Consider the following 16,185-nt stretch of genomic DNA (forward strand, 5'->3'; position numbering starts at 1 on the left):
GCAATCGCCGCTCTTTGCTAGTATGCACCAGTTCCGCCCGTCCCATAAGCAAGCAATATTAATTGAATTTCGGGGACACACTACAGCTATCTAACGCAAAGGGAGAGTCGTATGCAAACAACGAAGCGCAGAAAGCTGATGGTTTCCTTTGAAAGCGACATGAGTGACGCCGGTTCGGACGCAGCAGCACAAGGCTCGGAAGCCTCTTCGGCAAAAGGAAGCGTTCTGGTGTTTATCGCCCTTGCCAGCATCCCGCTTGTGCTTGTGCTCGGCAATTCCATGCTTGTTCCGGTTTTGCCGCAAATGCAGGAAAAGCTCGGGATTACCCAATTTCAAAGCAGTCTGCTTATTACCCTGTTCTCCGTTACGGCAGGTGTCTTCATCCCGGTTATCGGGTATTTATCCGACCGATTTTCCCGCAAAGCCATCATTATTCCGGCCCTGATTGTATACGGCGCAGCCGGCATTCTGGCCGGGTTCGGCGCAATTTGGAGCTCTTATTCCACCATTATTATCGCTCGTGCGATTCAAGGACTCGGCGCGGCCGGTACAGCTCCTATTGCAATGGCTCTTGTCGGAGATTTGTTCAAGGCGGGCACGGAAAGCAAAGCGCTCGGTCTGATGGAAGCTTCGAACGGCACAGGAAAAGTCGTCAGCCCGATTATCGGCTCCTTGCTGGCGCTCTGGGCCTGGTTTGCCGCTTTTTTTGCTTTTCCGGTCTTCTGTGCGGTTGCGCTCGCCGCAGTTATCTTTATTATCAAGGAACCGAGCAAAGAAAACAAGCCGATGAAGCTGGGCGATTATGTGAAAACGGTCAGTACGATTCTAAAGGAAAAAGCGCGCTGGCTTATCACCGCCTTTTGTGCAGGCTCTTTGGGCTTGTTTATTTTATTCGGCGTCCTGTTTTATTTGTCCGAGCAGCTGGAAAAAGAGCCTTACTCGATTGACGGTGTCAAAAAAGGGTTTATTCTCGCCATTCCTCTGCTTGGTCAAGTATTGACTGCATATATAACCGGGTCACGGATTAAAAAAAATGGCAAGGTGATCCGGTGGGTCATGAATATCGGCTTGGCATTGATGACCGTTTCGCTTGCCAGCGCGATTTTTTTCTTGAATAATATAGTTATCCTGATTGCTTTACTATGCCTGAGCAGTATCGGTACCGGGCTGCTGTTGCCCTGCTTGAATACGATGATTGTCGGCTCCGTAGAGCAAGCCGAGCGCGGGATGATTACTTCGCTGTACAACAGCCTGCGTTTCCTTGGCGTCGCCTTCGGGCCGCCGCTATTCAGCTGGATGATGGATATATCAGGCAAGCTGGTGTTTACCTCCGTTTCGGTATTATCCGCGCTCACCTTTGTAGCTGTGCTGCTGCTCATCAAGCCCGGCAAGCAGCTTAGCGAATAGCCTTTGCAACTAACCGGAAAGGAAGGTTGTCCAGCCATGCCGCACTTATCCGCCTCTTCTCAGCAGCTTGCCGCTCAGTCTGTCATTTGGGCGGAAAACAGCTTACTTACCGAGTGGTTCACATACGGTCGCGAGCAACTTCCGTATGAAGCCTGCGGCGCTTTGTTCGGACGGAGAGCTGCGGACGGCTGGCTTCTGACTGGCTGGAGAGGGATTAACAATGCCGCAGTCAATCCGGAAGAGCAATTCACTCTTGATCCGCTGCAATGGGTCCCTTTGGTAATGAAGCAATCTGTGTGTATGCCGGGGGATGAACAGCTTCTCGGTGTGTTTCATACACACCCTGCGGCAGCCCCTATTCCGTCTGCAGCGGATTTACAAACCACCTGGCACGCCTTACCCTGCCATGCCATCATTTCCTTCTGTTCTCCTGGCAAGCCGCTGGCTGCTTTTTACCGTTATACTCGGGCATCCGGCGACATTTCGCTTCAATTCGAGCCTTACACCCTGAAGCTGCTTTAATTCCCGCGCCATCCCGGATTCTTGGTCGATGACGCGTCCAGCCTCAAAGTATCCTTTCACGCCAAAAATCCCCGTCTCCCTTCAAGCCTGCGGCTATTCAAGGGCAACCGGGGATTATTATCGTCTTAGCCGATGTTACTGAGCTGGGAATACAAATCCCCCAGCGTATGAACTTCCTTGTCCTCAATTTCATCTATCATTTTGGACCACAACTGGCCGGTCATCACAGAATCCTCCAACGCGTCATGGCGGCGCGTCACTTCAATATTGTAAGCCGAAAGCAGAGAATCCAAATCAATTTCCTTCCGCATCGGGTGCAGCCACTTGGAAATAATCATACAATCCAGCATCCGGTGAGACAAATGTACCTTGGAGGTCTTCCACAAGGCTGAATTCAGAAAATGCTTGTCGTGGCCGCTGCCATGACAAACCAATATCCGTTTATTGACAAAATTAAAAAAATCATGAAGCACCGTTATTAAGCCAGGAGCCTCTGCGGCCGATTCGCTCGTAATCCCGGTGAGCACCTCTATATTCGGAGGAATATCCCGCTTTGGATTCACAAGGCTGTGGAACGATTGCTCCGGAACCAGCTCCCCGCCAACCATAGCCACGGCGCCAATGGATATAATTTCGTCTCCGTTGTACGGCGAAAAACCCGTCGTCTCCAAATCGAAAACGACGGCATCCAGCTGCCGCAGCTCCATTTCATACATCTCATTCTTGCGCTGTTCCTTCATGATGGAACGGATGAAAGCCATCTGCTGGGCGTTCTGCGCACCAAACATTGAAGCGACGGCCGGCGTAATGCCTCCCATTTTGTATAAGTGCCACATGCGTCCCATTGGTCTCATGTCTTTCATCGTGCCATCATCACCTTTTTTCTTTCTAACCTTTTTCTAGTTCGTGATCAAACTTGCGCTTCACGTATTTTTGCAGCTCGATTCCTGCTTTTAAGCAGCTCTTCAGCTCATGCCGCTGCCTCTTGCTGAGCTCGGACAACTGGATAAAGCCCCTGGAGCTATATATTCCGTTCTCTACCTGGAACGGCGTCATTAGGCGGAGCTTCAGCGCCGAGGAAAATCCGACGAGCCATGCCTGAAGCAGCCCGGCTTCTACCTTGTTCAGCTCCTCCAGCTTGGCAATGCGGGCGCACGTCTGCGAATCGGCGATCCCCGATTGCAAAGCAAGCAGACGAAAACCATTGACCATTGGAATATAAGCGCCATATTTTACATCAAAGCCGCCTGCATCCTCGCCATAGCGCTCGGTAATAAGCTGTCCGAACAAGCCGAGCGATACCTTGTGATGAAGCGTATTTTGAAGCATTACGTTCAAAATTGCCGGATGGGCCGCAATATAGTCTAAAAGCTCTCTCTTCAGCAACGATGCCAAACCGGCCTCGCCGCTGATGCAGCGCATATCCGCCAAAATAAGCAAATACCGTACATTCTCCCAAACCGGTTCCGAAAGCCAGCCCTGCATCATCGCCATCCAGCCGCTGAGCGGCTGCCGCCATTGCTCGTTGGTGCATAACACATTTCCGTCACAAGGCGGATAACCGAGCTGCTGCAGCACATCGGATAAAAAATGGCACATGCCGGTAAAATAGGCTGCCGCCTGCTCCTGCAGGGCGTCCGGCACATCGGCATAAATCAGCCCGTTGTCCTGATCGCTCCAAAGCGTCTGCTCTCCGCGTCCGCCGCTGCCGAACATTACAAATGCATAAGAAGCAGGGGGAGGACCCATTCCGCTGTCCAGAAAATGCTGCTCTGTCAGGGTAACGGCCCTCTGAATAATTTTGTCGTGCAGCCGGTTCAAGCATTCGTTATGCTCATACGTATCAAGGGCGGTCCAGGTGTTTGACGCATGAACCGCCGTGTGGATTTCATCTCGAAGCGTCCGGATTTTCGCGAAGTTCGTCAACTCGTCGATCCGCCCTTCAAACTGTTCCACAAGCAAGCGATCCATGCGACACTCTCCCTCTGGTTGACTTTTCTCTCTATATCGTGACCGAGTTTTGACCTGCTTTTTTCATTTGCTCCGGATAGCCGTAGGAGCCGTGCTCGCTCAAATCCAGACCAACAATTTCTTCTTCTTCCGTCACGCGAAGTCCCATCGTAACTTTCATGAGGCCGAGAATAATAAAGGAAGCAACAAGAACGAAGATAAAGGAGGTGACAACACCCAGCGCCTGAACGCCAAGCTGGTGCAAACCGCCGCCGTAGAACAAGCCTTCTTTGCCTACGCCCGTAATTTCAACCAGACGCGGCGCTGCGAAGAAGCCGGTAGACAAGGAGCCCCATACACCGGCGATACCGTGTACCGAGAATGCATAAATCGGGTCGTCAACACCTGCTTTTTCAAACCATTGCGCCGTGAAGAAGGTCAGTACGCCGGCAATGGCACCGATAACGATAGCGGCCCATGTTTCGACGAAGGCGCAGGAAGCGGTGATAGCTACCAATGCGGCAAGAACGCCGTTCAGCATGCTGGGAATGTCCGCCTTGCCGAAGTAAGCCCAGGATACAAGCAGTGCGGCAACCGCGCCGGCGGCGGCAGCCATATTCGTATTCAGTGCAACGAAGCCGAAGAAGTCGCCCATCGCGGACAAGGTGCTGCCTGCGTTAAAGCCGAACCAGCCAATCCAGAGAATAATAACGCCCAGCACCGACAGCACCTGGTTATGACCGGGAATCAGGTTTGGTTTGCCATCCTTATTATACTTGCCGAGTCGAGGCTTCAACAATAAGGTCGCTACCAGCGCAGCTGTTGCACCCTGCAGATGCACAACCGTCGAGCCGGCAAAATCCTGCTTCCCTTCCGCCGCCAGCCAGCCGCCGCCCCAGATCCAGTGGGCAACAACCGGATAAATCAATACGGTGAACAGCACGCCGAACACGAAGTATACAGAGAGCTTAGCCCGCTCGGCAAATCCGCCCCAGGCAATAGCCAGCGATACACCGGCAAACGCAAGCTGGAATACGAATTTGACGCTAAGCGGAACGTCGGAAGCCGCGAGCGCATCGAACATAACGCCCTGTTCTTCCGTCCCGTTGAAGAAGAACCCGGTGGTGCCGATAATCGGGCTGCCGTTACCGAAGGCAAGACCGAAGCCGAACGCCCAAAATGCAATCGCGCAGATGCCGAACGTTAAAATCGTTTTACCGGCTACGTGCCCGGCATTTTTCATCCGTGTCGAACCCGCTTCAAGCAAAGCAAAGCCGGCCTGCATGAAAATGACAAGGATTGCTGCGAGCATGACCCAGATGCCGTTAATTGCAGCCTGCAATTCCTCCGGTTTCGGCCCCTCCGCCTCCGCCCCGAACGCCAGAGTCGGGAATAAAAGCAGGGCCAGCATACTTAATGCGACTACCAGCTTCTTCATCTTCGAACCACTCCCCAATGTAAGTTTATATAACATTTTGTGAAAATCTTAATGTCATTATATACGGAGGATTTTCATTTGACAATAACATTTTCGTTAAAAAACCATGAAATACGAAAAATAATCTGACATGAATCTAATATAATTCGGTTTTTAATTAAATACGTAATAAATGATTACACGAACTCATATCATGTAGGCTTGCACGCCAATTTCTGTGAACGAGCCTCTTTCATACCGGGGATGCAGCAGAAAGTCATAACGGTTTTTGAGACTGTCGCAAAATGTTCAAAGCATAACGTTTGACTGTATGGTTTTACTTCAGGTATCATATTTTTATAGAGATCGATAAAGGATAATGTGGATGAATTGAGGTGCATTCGGATGGGATAACAAAGCTATACCGGATCGGGGAACTTGCGAAGCTGACCGACTTGAGCCCGCGTACGATTGACTACTACACCAAGCTGGGACTCATCGAGCCGAAGAAACGCTCCGACACCAATTACAGACTGTATGATCATGAAACCTTACTGCGCTTAAAACGTATTGAACAATGGAAAAAGGAAAAGTATACCCTTGACGAGATTAAAGTGATGCTCGACAGCTGGCAGCGGGTCTCCTCCGACGAGCAAATTACCGAGAAGCTCTCCTCTCTTCAGCTTCATCTGGAGCAGCTGGAGAAGCAGGCCAAGGAGCTTCAGCCGCTGATTGACCAGATGAAGCCGAGACAAGCCAAGGCGGTGTTCAAAAGCCTGGCTCCGCACACGGTAGCCGCCGTTGACGCACTTCTTCTTTTATTGGGGAAAAATCCTTTTATGTAAGCTGCATATCAATTAAAATGGAGGGTTAAATTATGTGGTTCCATCCCATGGACTATCTGATTTTCATTGCCTTCGGGATTTCCATCTGGGCACAGTTCCGGGTCAAAGGGACATTCAATAAGTGGTCGCAGGTGCCCATCACATCCGGATTAACCGGCTATGAGGCTGCAAGACGCATGCTGGATGCCAACGGGCTGTACGACGTTCCTATCGAGCCGGTGCCCGGAGCGCTGTCGGACCACTATGATCCGATCAGCCGTACGGTACGGTTGAGTGAGCCGGTTTACTACGAGAATTCCATCTCCGCAGTTGCCGTTGCCTGCCATGAGGTAGGGCACGCCATTCAGCACAAGGTTCATTATCCGATGCTCGTAGCCCGCCACCGCCTGTTCCCGGCCGTCAATTTCACTTCGGGTGTCGCTCCGTTGATGATTATTGCCGGGCTGATTTTCCAACAATTCAATTTCCTGCTCGGCCTGGGCATCCTGTTTTTCTCCGTGGCGGTTTTGTTCCAGCTGATTACACTGCCTGTTGAGTTTAACGCCAGTAACCGCGCCCGCGACCTGATGATTTCCGAAGGCTTCATCCGCAGTGATGAAGAGCCCGGCGTTGCCAAGGTTCTGAATGCAGCCGCTTTAACCTACGTTGCGGCAGCGCTCATCTCCTTGCTGGAGCTGCTCAAGTACATTATGATTTTCACCAACCGGAATAACGACGATTAATCCGTATCGCGTGGACAACAACAACAACGCAAATGAACAGCAGCAACAACAGAAAAGGACCTCACGCTCTCACAGCTTATGCTGTGAAGCGTGAGGTCCTTTTCTGTGAAAGAGCTGCTTTCATACCGGGGATGCGACAGAAAGTCATGACGGTTTTATCGAGCATTCACAGAAGCTCGACTCGTTGTCGATGCCCCGCACGAGCGTCGCAGGAAGTCCCCGGTCCAAGGCCATACGATTGTGCCCGCTTGGCTGCATTCGGACCAGATGCCCCTCACCTCTTAGCCGCAGTGCCTCGAACGGCCATATAGCTGTCCGGCTGTCCGATTGTCTGTCCGACATGGATATAGCGCATTGGGATGCGGCGTATGTGGTCGAACGACCGCCGTCATACAGCGAAGCACCGCGCGCTGGGAGCTGCGCGCGGTGCAGAAAAGGATACACGCATCGGCGGCACCCAGCGCTTCTTCGTCATTGAGCAAGGCACCTTATCAGGAGCTGCGGCTCCTCCGGCCTGGAGCTGCGGCAGAAGCCGCTACTGCTTAAAATATTTAATCAGGAACCCGCGGAACACTTCCGCTACAAGCGACAGCTTCTGATCCTTGCTCCGGATCAGCCCGATGGTCCGTGTCACCACCGGCTCGGTCACCCGGGCCCGCGCCGGCATAAGCGGACTAATTTCCGTCAGGGCCATTTCAGGAAGCAGGCTTACCCCCAGCCCGGCAGCCACCAGGCCGCGAATGGTATCCGTTTCTTCTCCCTCGAAACCGACCTTAGGCTCGAAGCCCGCCTGACGACAGGCATTCCACACAATTTTGCGTAGTGAATACTGCTCACTGAACATCACGAATTGATCATCCCTCAGCTGCTCCAGACGAATGACCTCCAGTCCGGCAAGAACATGGCTTTCAGGCAGCACGGCATGCATTTCTTCGGTCAGCAGCAATTCTCCCGTTACCTGATCATGCCGCTCCGGAAATGGGGAAATAAAAGCCAAATCCACGTCTCCGTTGACAACCTCCCGAATAAGACTTGTATAGGTACCCTGCCGCAGCTTGAACTTGACGTTCGGATGATCTTTTCTGAATTCGGCTATAACACAAGGCAGCAAGTTGATGCCCAGTGTATGCGGAAACCCAATGCGGATTTCTCCAGCCTCCGGGTCAAGGAACTCATGAACCTCGCTGACCGATTTCTCCAGCTGCGCCAAAATTGATTCAATCCGGCTCAAGAATAAACGGCCGACCGGAGTCAGCTGCAGGTTCCGCCCCTTTTGCACAAAGAGACTGATCCCCAGCTCCTCCTCCAGCTGATGAATTTGACGGCTTACCGCCGACTGAGCCACATGCAGTTCTTCAGCCGCCTGCGTGACATGCTGTTTCCTTGCTACCTTGACGAAATATTGCAATTGTCGCAATTCCAACGTTGTTCCCTCACTTGTCTCGTTGTTAAGCTTGCCGTCGGGTCCGGCCTCGCAGCAGCAGCCAGAATAACAGCCAGCCGCCGATAAAGCCCCCTACATGCCCATACAGGTTAACCTCTGGCATAAACACCGAATAAAGGACACCGATGACGACGATGATAATAATGGTTTGCCTGGACTGCAAATCGAGCGCTCCCCGGCGGAACAATGCCAAAAACAAATATGCTGCATACAAGCCATAAATCGCCCCTGACGCCCCCGCCGACATATAAGGCTCATTGTGCATGACTACACTGGCCGCATTTCCCGCGAAACCGCTGAACAAATAGAAGACCAAGTAATGAAACGGCCCGAGCAGCCGCTCCAGCGGCGGAGCAAACACATATAGCGAGAAGCAGTTGAATAACAGATGGGTAAAGCCTATATGCAGGAACATCGATACGAAATAGCGCCAATATTCCGGAGCTATTCCTTGCGCCGAATCCCCATACATCGCTCCAAAGCGGATAAGCGTCTCATTGCTTTGCGTATCCCCGATAAGCTCCATCATGACAAATAGCAGCAAATTCAGGACGATGATGGAGGATGTGACCGGATACCACTTTAAATATTGTGTTAATTTCTCATTTCTCAAGAAAATCATGACATCTTTCTCCATTTCCGATTGGACAAGCCTATTTTTAAAACGGTATAATTAGGCTTGGCTTGGTTCTCATATGCAAACAGCCTAAATTTATTGAGGAGGTTTTACCCCCATGGCACAAGAACGTACTGGTGCAGCTACATTTAAAGGAAATCCGATTACACTGGTCGGACCTGAACTGAAGGTCGGGGACAAGGCTCCTGACTTTAAACTGAACAAAAACCTGGTGGAGCAAGTATCCCTGGCCGATTACGCAGGTAAAGTGAAGCTGATTAGCGTTGTTCCTTCGCTGGACACCGGCGTATGTGATGCGCAAACCCGCCGCTTCAACGAAGCTGCCGCCAGCCTTGGCGACAACGTTGTTATTTTGACTGTCAGCGTGGACCTGCCGTTCGCACAAGCCCGCTGGTGCGGCGCAGCCGGCGTAGACAAAGTCGTTACGCTGTCTGACTACAAAGCCCGTTCCTTCGGAACAAGCTACGGGGTGCTGATTGAAGAGCTTCAGCTCGACATGCGCTCCATTTTCGTAGTGGATGCCAACGACACCATCCAATACGTAGAGTACCTGAAAGAAATGACAGAGCACCCGGCATACGAAGCAGCGATCGAGGCTGTCAAGAAGCTGGTTTAATGGTTCTGTACAGGCTCATCCAAAGCACTGCGCTTCTCGGCGCGGTGCTTTTTTTTTTTTGCATTTACCTCCCTGACGGGAGACAATCCGGCTTCGCCGCCGTGAGAAGGAGTCACCCTGTCACTCGCTTCAGCATCCCACCATATATACGTGCGAGAAGCCATTCGGTGTCATTTTTTCCTTATTCGGTGTTTCCATACTTCCTGCCCTTTGAATGTCAGTAAACTGGAACGAATTTGACTACAAAGCCCTGGGCTTCAGGACATCCCTCTGCGCAAGGCGAGCCTGGTTCAGCCGGATAGCCGGCTTCTCTTCTTCAAGAATAGGCCGCTCCCGTTTATACGCTGAATCCACATCCATTAGACATGAATGCAGCGTTTCCTGCTTCTTATTCAGTAAAAAAAGCGAGGAAGCCACGCCTTCGCTCGCTTTTTCTCTGCTGCTCGTTGATTTCACAGAGCCTATCTGCTTATGTTGCGGGACAGTTTTTTATCGATTTCTTGAAACAAGCTGATGATGGTGCGATAATTGGAGCCAAGATCCCCCAGGGAACCGCGGGATGCCGAGTAAATATCCACGCCGGTTTTGACAGGCGTCATGGCGACAATGGTGATGGTGATATCCTGCACCCGGCCGGTCATCGTCTTCTTCTCCACCACGATCTCTCCAACACTCTTCACTTCATGCAGCAGCTTGTACCCGGGAAGCTTCTTGATGATGGTTACGATTTCTTCCCAGGTCTGATCCTTCGTAAGATTGTAGTATCTCGTTTTCAGGGCCGGATCCTTTGCTTTGTCCCCCGTAGCTTCAAAGCTGCGAATTAATCCGATTAAGGTTCTCTTGAGCAACGCCTTTCCTCCCCTATCTCTACTGAGCACTCATTATGTCTGTACCAAGCTTCAGCTTGACACAGCGACAGCTATAAACAGATTGCGTATGTAAACCCTTGCAGCAACCGTTTACCTCATCCTGCACTATCTTTCATCTTAACACTCTTTTGTGTTGAGAAAAAGGGGAAAGTTCCGCCCCGGCAGGCGATTCGTCATAAACCCATTCCATTTATTCTAGATTATCCCAAAATTAGTTTTTGTAACAAACTCATCTATGTACCTGGTGCCCTGCGATGCTGGTTGACCTGCTTTCCGGGGCCGGCGCGGCGACCGGCGGCGGTCTGTGCAGCGCTATGAGGCTCGTGCCCGGAACGGCGCGAGCCTCCTACGCATTGCCCTTAAGCCTGCAATCTGTGCGGATTCCAGCGCTTTAACGCTGGTGCTTCACTGCATGACGGCAGGCCACCGGCACAACAGCACAGCTATCAAAAAGCCGGACTGATCCGCTCACCCTTCCAGCCGCTCGACAGCAACAAGCTTCAACAGCCTTTGCACATCAGCCGGATCTGCTGCGCCGGCCTCGAGCTGCAGGGAAACTGCCGTGCCGGTGGCAGCCGCCAGCCGCAGCGCCTCCGGGAACGGCAAGCCCCGGGCAAAGCCGAGCGCCAGGCCCGCGAAAAAGGCGTCTCCGCAGCCGACAGCGCTGCGGGCGGGCACCGCAGGCACGCGAACGCGCAGCAGGCCGTCTTCCCGGCTGGCGGCCAGCGCCCCGTCCGCTCCAAGCGTAAGCACCGCGTAAGGCAGCGCGGGCCGGAGGCAGGGCTTGTCCTCTCCGCCGGACAAGGCTCCGTCTGCGCCCGCCTTGGGCGCGTTACGGGCCGTATCGGATGTAGCGGTAATACCGGCAGATAGCGATGCTGACGGGTCCGGGCACGAAGTCTGCGGCCCCGCAGCAGGCAGACCGCCTCTATCATCGGCGCCGATCAGCTGGCGCAGCAAAGCGACGGCGGAGGCTTCATCCGACGGGACAGGCGCGCCCAGAAGCCCGGCCGCCTCCGGCGCATTGGGCTTGATCAGATCCGGCCGGGCGCCCAGACTCGCGGCCAGCGCCGCCCCGCTGCTGTCCACAAACACCAGCGCGCCTTCAGCGCGGGCCGCCTCCACCAGTGCGGCATACGTATCGGCGGGAGCCCCTTCCGGCAAGCTGCCGCACAAGGCGACGATATACGATTGCCGGGCCAGCTCCTGCACCGTTTCAAGCAGCGCTTCCAGCTGCTGCGGCGTCACACGATGGCCCGGCTCAATCAGCTCGGTCACCGCCCGGGCCAGTCCCGCTCCGCTTGAAGCCTCTCGCTCCGCTTCCTCATCTATAATCGTCAATGCCAGCCTGGATTCTCCGCAGGCCGGGACAAAGCGGTGCTTTACCCCTCTTGCGTCCAATTCAGCGGCAAGCCGTTCCCCGTTCCAGCCAGCCGCAAAGCCGGCCGCCAGCACATCGCCGCCGAGCTGGTGAACAACCCGCGCCATATTAACGCCTTTTCCGCCCGGATAAACCAGCATACGGCCGACCCGATTGGCCGTATGCAAAGCAAAACGCGGCAGGACATATGTTTTGTCCAATGCCGCATTCAGCGTAACGGTCGTAATCAACGTCCGTTTCATTTTTTCAAATAGGCTGTCAAAGCCTGCTCCAGCGCCGCTTCATCAGCGTCATCTCCGGGCAGCGACACGCCTGCGAACAGATTCCATACTTCATGATGCTCTGCGGTCTGGCCCGGCGCAACCATCTTAAGCTCGCCAAGCGTCTCCAGCTCAATAAAATCGCCGCATACATACGTTTCGTATGATACGCCGAAATCAGGATACACCCCATCCGGGTTGTGGGGATGATATTTGATAAAGAGCTGGCCCTTGTTCTCATAAGCGACCCAGCCGGCCTCGTTGGCGGTTCCGATTTTGAACGGCGTCGGACCGTCGCCCTGGCGGATGACGATGTAGTTGTCCCCCCAGCGGACACGCGGATCGCTCATTCGGGTATACGGCCACAGCACAAGGCTGCGGTTAGCCAAAAATCCGGTTTCACGCCGGTTCTGCGGCAATATCTCACGGCCGCCCACATCCATGACTGTCAGTGACCAGACGGCAAACTCCACCGGCCAAGCCCCTACATTCGTTACGCGCTGGGTAACCGTTACTTCCTCGGAATCCGCAGCCAGCGTCAGCTCGATTTCTTTTTGAATCCCATTTCCCTGCTCTGCAGGAGGCGTTAGCTTCACACCCCGCTCGACCTCAGACCACTGCACCGGCGCATTGTCCGGGTAGTAGGTGCGGGGCAGCACTTCAGGACTCACCCAGAGCCGGTGGCCGCCATAAATTCTCCAATCCCGGTCGCCGTAAGCGTCCTGAATCGCATCATCCGAATTCCCCAGCGTGCGGCCGGCATCCTCTTTCAGCATATTCTCGCCGCCAACAAAGCCGTAACGGATAATGCGCGGTCCGAAATCCAGGGTCGCGATAAGCTCAACCTTCCCGTTGGACAGCTGCACGCAGCGGCCCCAGCTTGCGTATTCCAGCGTTTTGACAGTTACATTTGACATTATTTCGCTCCTCTCCGGCTGACAACAACTTGAAGCCCGTGCTTCATTCCAAGGGCTTTCTGATAACTGTTCTCTCGTTTTCCCATTATACGCTGCATACGCTGCATAGAAGCCAGCTCTCCTTCGCCAGACAAGCGGAGATCCCGGGTCCGGAGCAAAGCCCGCAGCAGGCAGACCCCATCTCAGCTCCGGCCGGCTGCGCCTGGCGTCTTATTCAGGCCCGAAGCAGCCTGCGGAGGCGGGGTTCTATTTCAACCCGCGCCCTAGCGTCTCAGACAGACTCGCAGGAGCAGCAGCCTGCATGCGAACTGTCTGCCCGCCGGGCCGCCGTACACAGCAAGGCGCCTCACGCCGAGAGAAGGCGCTCCGCCCTACACTTGCTCGAAGCCCGCCTGTTTCATCCATGCCGCAAATGCAGCCTGACCGGCGGCATCGCGCTTGTACACCCCTGCATCCAATAGCACCTGCAAAAACTTGCGCCCAACCGCTTGCTGCAAAAGCTCCGCCGCCGCCTGATCCGGCATATCCGCCGTAAACTGCGGCTGCAGCTCCTCCATCCAGGCCGCATGTTTATGCAGCGGGTGCTCTGCATTCGCTAGAATGTTCGCCAGCGGCTCTCCTTGTCCGGTTAGCACAGCGCGGATCTGCTCCAGCTCCAGGGTTAACCGTCCGGGCAGCACGGCCAGCCCCATCACTTCGATTAGGCCGATGTTTTCCTTCTTGATATGGTGCAGCTCGCGGTGCGGGTGAAAAATACCATCCGGATGCTCGGCGGATTGACGGTTGTTCCGCAGCACCAAATCCAGCTGCCATTCACCGTCTGCGCCTGAACGGGCAATCGGGGTGATCGTGTTATGCGGTGTGCGCCCGCCGCCCTCCTGCTCCGAATACGCCATAATCCCGACCGACGAATCGCTGTATTCACGCCAGTCCGCAAGCAAGGCGGAAGCAAGCCGCAGCAGCTCCCCCGCATCCCGGCCGGATAGCCGTACCACCGACATCGGCCATTTCACGATACCCGCCCGGACGCCCGGGTATGCGGCATGCGTGAACGCGGCTTCTACCGGGGCAAGAGCCATCGCGAAATCGTGTCGCCCGCCCTGATAGTGGTCATGACTCAGGATGGAACCGCCGACAATCGGCAAATCTGCATTTGATCCTATGAAATAGTGCGGAAATAAAGCTACAAATTCAAGCAGACGCTCAAAGGTATCCGCTGTTGTTTTCATCGGCACGTGCTGCTCATCAAATACGATACAGTGCTCATTGTAGTACACGTATGGCGAATATTGCAAATGCCATGGCCGCCCCTGCAGCGTCATCGGAATTACCCGGTGATTCTGCCGTCCCGGATGGTTGATGCGCCCTGCATACCCGACATTCTCAAGGCACAGCAGGCACTTCGGATAACCGACCTGCGGCGCGCTGCGTTCGGCTGCGATTTCCTTCGGGTCCTTCTCCGGCTTCGACAGATTTATCGTAATCTCCAAATCGCCATAATCGGTTTTGGCGCGCCAATAGCGGTTTTTACGAATGCGGGCGGTTTGAATATAGTTGGAGCTGCGCGACAGCCGGTAGAAATCGTCCGTCGCCTGCTGCACGCCCTGCTCCTTCGCCGTCCGCCAAAACGTGCGGGCCACCTCGGACTGACGCGGCATAAGCAGCCCCATAATCCGGGCGTCGAACAAATCGCGGCAGGTGGTCGTGTTTTCCGGCAGAAGCCGGGTAGCGGCCGCATAGTCAAGCAGCGGCTCCAGTGCGGCAACCGGGGTCTCCAGCCGCTCCTGAGGCACATCTCCCGTAAACGGCTCCGGCAGCTTCAACAGGTCCAGCAGCGCATTGCGCGCCGGGATCAGGTCCGGGCCTTCGATCAGCTCCGCCTGTTGGGCAAATTGAAGCAGACGCTCCACCTGTAGGGCCGCGGTTTCCGGCTTGGAAGGATCCGCCTGAATAGCCGACAACGGGGAAATCCTCTGTCCCCCCGATTCAGCCGCTGCGCTTTCGGCTGCTGCGCGAAAAGCATCCGCCTTGCCGGAAATCGCAGCGTCCCCTGCTTCGTCGGCTCCTTTTTGACCGTCCGTACGGTGTAAAAGCAGTTCTTCCATCCGCCCTCCGCCAATCCGGCCTTCCGCCGCCTGCCGGGGCTGCTTGCCGCTCCGGCTTATAAAATGGTGTTCCATCTGTGCTTCCTCCTCAGCTCCGGTATCCGTTCGGATGCGCTTGATGCCATTTCCAGGCCGATTCAATGATGGCGGGCAAATGTTCCCTTGCCGGCTTCCAGCCAAGCTCGCGGCGCGCCTTCTCCGAAGACGCGATTAAAATCGCCGGGTCTCCCGCACGGCGCGGCTCGATCACTGCCGGAATTGGATGCCCTGTCACTGCCCGGGCCACATCGATGACTTCCTTCACGGAAAAGCCGTTTCCGCTGCCCAGATTGTACACCCCGCTATCCCCGCCGCTGCGCAGCTTGTTCATTGCCAAAATATGGGCATCCGCCAAATCGGTCACATGAATATAATCCCGGATGCAGGTGCCGTCCGGCGTTGCATAGTCGTCCCCAAAGACAGAAATGTGCTGGCGCTGGCCAAGCGGAACCTGCAAAATCAGCGGAATCAGATGCGTTTCCGGCGAATGATCCTCACCGATTTTCCCGCTTTCATGCGCCCCGGCAGCATTGAAATAACGAAGGGAAACGTATTTCATCCCATGGGCGGTATCAAACCAGCGCATCATTTTTTCCATAGCCAGCTTGGTTTCCCCGTAGGCATTCGTCGGCTCGGTACGGTTTGTCTCCTGGATCGGCACACTGTCAGGCTCCCCGTAAGTGGCTGCGGTCGAGGAGAAGACAATATTTTTCACGCCGTATTCGTTCATTTTCTCCAGCAGGCACAAGGTGCCATATACGTTGTTATGATAATATTTCGCCGGATTCTGCATGCTCTCGCCGACAAGCGAGTTCGCCGCAAAATGAATCACTGCGTCAATCTCATTTTCCTTGAATACGCCATCCATAAAATCAGCGTCGCGGATATCCCCGACATACAGCTTGCCGCCCAGCAGCGCCTCCCTATGCCCTTGTCCGAGCGTATCGACAATAATGACCTGCTCTCCTGCCGCAAGAAGCTCGGCTACGGTATGCGATCCGATATAGCCTGCTCCGCCTGTTACGAGTACTGCCATAATTTATCCGCCTCCATC

The 16,185-nt window shown here is 54.4% G+C and carries 15 protein-coding genes; 5 read left to right on the forward strand and 10 right to left on the reverse strand.

Annotated elements, in window-relative coordinates; genetic code table 11:
- The first annotated feature begins 111 nt into the window (after nt 1-111).
- On the forward strand, nt 112-1,407 hold the full coding sequence (locus WBG83_RS17260) for an MFS transporter (protein ID WP_336746502.1): 1,296 nt from the start codon (nt 112-114) through the stop codon (nt 1,405-1,407).
- 36 nt (nt 1,408-1,443) lie between these two features.
- Nucleotides 1,444-1,929: a Mov34/MPN/PAD-1 family protein gene (locus tag WBG83_RS17265; protein ID WP_336746503.1), complete on the forward strand. Its 486-nt coding sequence runs from the start codon at nt 1,444-1,446 to the stop codon at nt 1,927-1,929.
- Between the two features lie 125 nt (nt 1,930-2,054).
- Here the strand turns inward: WBG83_RS17265 and WBG83_RS17270 are convergent, their stop codons facing one another.
- Genes WBG83_RS17270 through WBG83_RS17280 form a run of 3 tightly spaced genes read right to left on the reverse strand, consistent with a single transcriptional unit; the run spans nt 2,055 to nt 5,317 of the window.
- Nucleotides 2,055-2,792, reverse strand: a complete 738-nt coding sequence (locus WBG83_RS17270; RefSeq protein ID WP_336746504.1) for an exonuclease domain-containing protein — start codon at nt 2,790-2,792, stop codon at nt 2,055-2,057.
- 25 nt (nt 2,793-2,817) lie between these two features.
- Nucleotides 2,818-3,900, reverse strand: a complete 1,083-nt coding sequence (locus WBG83_RS17275) for a DUF294 nucleotidyltransferase-like domain-containing protein (RefSeq protein WP_336746505.1) — start codon at nt 3,898-3,900, stop codon at nt 2,818-2,820.
- Nucleotides 3,901-3,931: 31 nt separating this feature from the next.
- Nucleotides 3,932-5,317: an ammonium transporter gene (locus WBG83_RS17280; protein ID WP_336746506.1), complete on the reverse strand. Its 1,386-nt coding sequence runs from the start codon at nt 5,315-5,317 to the stop codon at nt 3,932-3,934.
- A 374-nt stretch (nt 5,318-5,691) separates the two neighbouring features.
- On the opposite strand from WBG83_RS17280, the gene WBG83_RS17285 reads away from it, so the two are divergent.
- Both WBG83_RS17285 and WBG83_RS17290 read left to right on the forward strand, forming a co-directional pair.
- Nucleotides 5,692-6,141 (forward strand): MerR family transcriptional regulator, encoded by a 450-nt coding sequence (locus WBG83_RS17285; RefSeq protein ID WP_336746507.1) that lies wholly within the window; start codon nt 5,692-5,694, stop codon nt 6,139-6,141.
- 32 nt (nt 6,142-6,173) lie between these two features.
- Complete coding sequence (locus WBG83_RS17290; RefSeq protein WP_336746508.1) at nt 6,174-6,863, forward strand: zinc metallopeptidase; 690 nt, start codon at nt 6,174-6,176, stop codon at nt 6,861-6,863.
- A gap of 535 nt (nt 6,864-7,398) precedes the next feature.
- Here WBG83_RS17290 and WBG83_RS17295 read toward each other — a convergent pair.
- Entirely contained in the window at nt 7,399-8,286 is an 888-nt protein-coding gene (locus tag WBG83_RS17295; RefSeq protein ID WP_336746510.1) for a LysR family transcriptional regulator, read from the reverse strand.
- Between the two features lie 25 nt (nt 8,287-8,311).
- Nucleotides 8,312-8,929 (reverse strand): rhomboid family intramembrane serine protease, encoded by a 618-nt coding sequence (locus WBG83_RS17300; RefSeq protein WP_336746511.1) that lies wholly within the window; start codon nt 8,927-8,929, stop codon nt 8,312-8,314.
- 112 nt (nt 8,930-9,041) lie between these two features.
- Between WBG83_RS17300 and tpx the strand changes: the two genes are divergently transcribed.
- The gene (tpx, locus tag WBG83_RS17305) at nt 9,042-9,560 is read left to right on the forward strand and encodes a thiol peroxidase (RefSeq protein WP_336746512.1); all 519 of its coding nucleotides are present in this window, start codon (nt 9,042-9,044) and stop codon (nt 9,558-9,560) included.
- 461 nt (nt 9,561-10,021) lie between these two features.
- Here the strand turns inward: tpx and WBG83_RS17310 are convergent, their stop codons facing one another.
- The 5 genes from WBG83_RS17310 to galE form a co-directional block, all read right to left on the reverse strand.
- Entirely contained in the window at nt 10,022-10,408 is a 387-nt protein-coding gene (locus WBG83_RS17310) for a DUF1499 domain-containing protein (protein ID WP_336746514.1), read from the reverse strand.
- A 489-nt stretch (nt 10,409-10,897) separates the two neighbouring features.
- Nucleotides 10,898-12,052, reverse strand: coding sequence for a 1-phosphofructokinase family hexose kinase (locus WBG83_RS17315; protein ID WP_336746515.1), 1,155 nt, complete (start codon nt 12,050-12,052; stop codon nt 10,898-10,900).
- A complete protein-coding gene (locus tag WBG83_RS17320) occupies nt 12,049-12,987 on the reverse strand; it encodes a hypothetical protein (RefSeq protein WP_336746516.1) in 939 nt (312 codons plus the stop codon). Before WBG83_RS17320 ends, WBG83_RS17315 begins: the two co-directional genes overlap by 4 nt.
- Before the next feature lie 371 nt (nt 12,988-13,358).
- A complete protein-coding gene (locus WBG83_RS17325) occupies nt 13,359-15,167 on the reverse strand; it encodes a UDP-glucose--hexose-1-phosphate uridylyltransferase (RefSeq protein ID WP_336746517.1) in 1,809 nt (602 codons plus the stop codon).
- A gap of 13 nt (nt 15,168-15,180) precedes the next feature.
- Complete coding sequence (gene galE / locus WBG83_RS17330) at nt 15,181-16,167, reverse strand: UDP-glucose 4-epimerase GalE (protein ID WP_336746518.1); 987 nt, start codon at nt 16,165-16,167, stop codon at nt 15,181-15,183.
- Nucleotides 16,168-16,185 lie beyond the last annotated feature (18 nt).

The sequence above is a fragment of the Paenibacillus sp. y28 genome (assembly GCF_037137075.1).
Lineage (GTDB): Bacteria > Bacillota > Bacilli > Paenibacillales > NBRC-103111 > JBBBNV01.

What these genes read in the sequence shown, in the direction of transcription:
- WBG83_RS17260 (WP_336746502.1), top strand. Translation starts at nt 112, where the DNA reads ATGCAAACAACGAAGCGCAGAAAGCTGATGGTTTCCTTTGAAAGCGAC.
- WBG83_RS17265 (WP_336746503.1), top strand. Translation starts at nt 1,444, where the DNA reads ATGCCGCACTTATCCGCCTCTTCTCAGCAGCTTGCCGCTCAGTCTGTC.
- WBG83_RS17270 (WP_336746504.1), bottom strand. Translation starts at nt 2,792, where the DNA reads ATGAAAGACATGAGACCAATGGGACGCATGTGGCACTTATACAAAATG.
- WBG83_RS17275 (WP_336746505.1), bottom strand. Translation starts at nt 3,900, where the DNA reads ATGGATCGCTTGCTTGTGGAACAGTTTGAAGGGCGGATCGACGAGTTG.
- WBG83_RS17280 (WP_336746506.1), bottom strand. Translation starts at nt 5,317, where the DNA reads ATGAAGAAGCTGGTAGTCGCATTAAGTATGCTGGCCCTGCTTTTATTC.
- WBG83_RS17290 (WP_336746508.1), top strand. Translation starts at nt 6,174, where the DNA reads ATGTGGTTCCATCCCATGGACTATCTGATTTTCATTGCCTTCGGGATT.
- WBG83_RS17300 (WP_336746511.1), bottom strand. Translation starts at nt 8,929, where the DNA reads ATGATTTTCTTGAGAAATGAGAAATTAACACAATATTTAAAGTGGTAT.
- tpx (WP_336746512.1), top strand. Translation starts at nt 9,042, where the DNA reads ATGGCACAAGAACGTACTGGTGCAGCTACATTTAAAGGAAATCCGATT.
- WBG83_RS17315 (WP_336746515.1), bottom strand. Translation starts at nt 12,052, where the DNA reads ATGAAACGGACGTTGATTACGACCGTTACGCTGAATGCGGCATTGGAC.
- WBG83_RS17320 (WP_336746516.1), bottom strand. Translation starts at nt 12,987, where the DNA reads ATGTCAAATGTAACTGTCAAAACGCTGGAATACGCAAGCTGGGGCCGC.
- WBG83_RS17325 (WP_336746517.1), bottom strand. Translation starts at nt 15,167, where the DNA reads ATGGAACACCATTTTATAAGCCGGAGCGGCAAGCAGCCCCGGCAGGCG.
- galE (WP_336746518.1), bottom strand. Translation starts at nt 16,167, where the DNA reads ATGGCAGTACTCGTAACAGGCGGAGCAGGCTATATCGGATCGCATACC.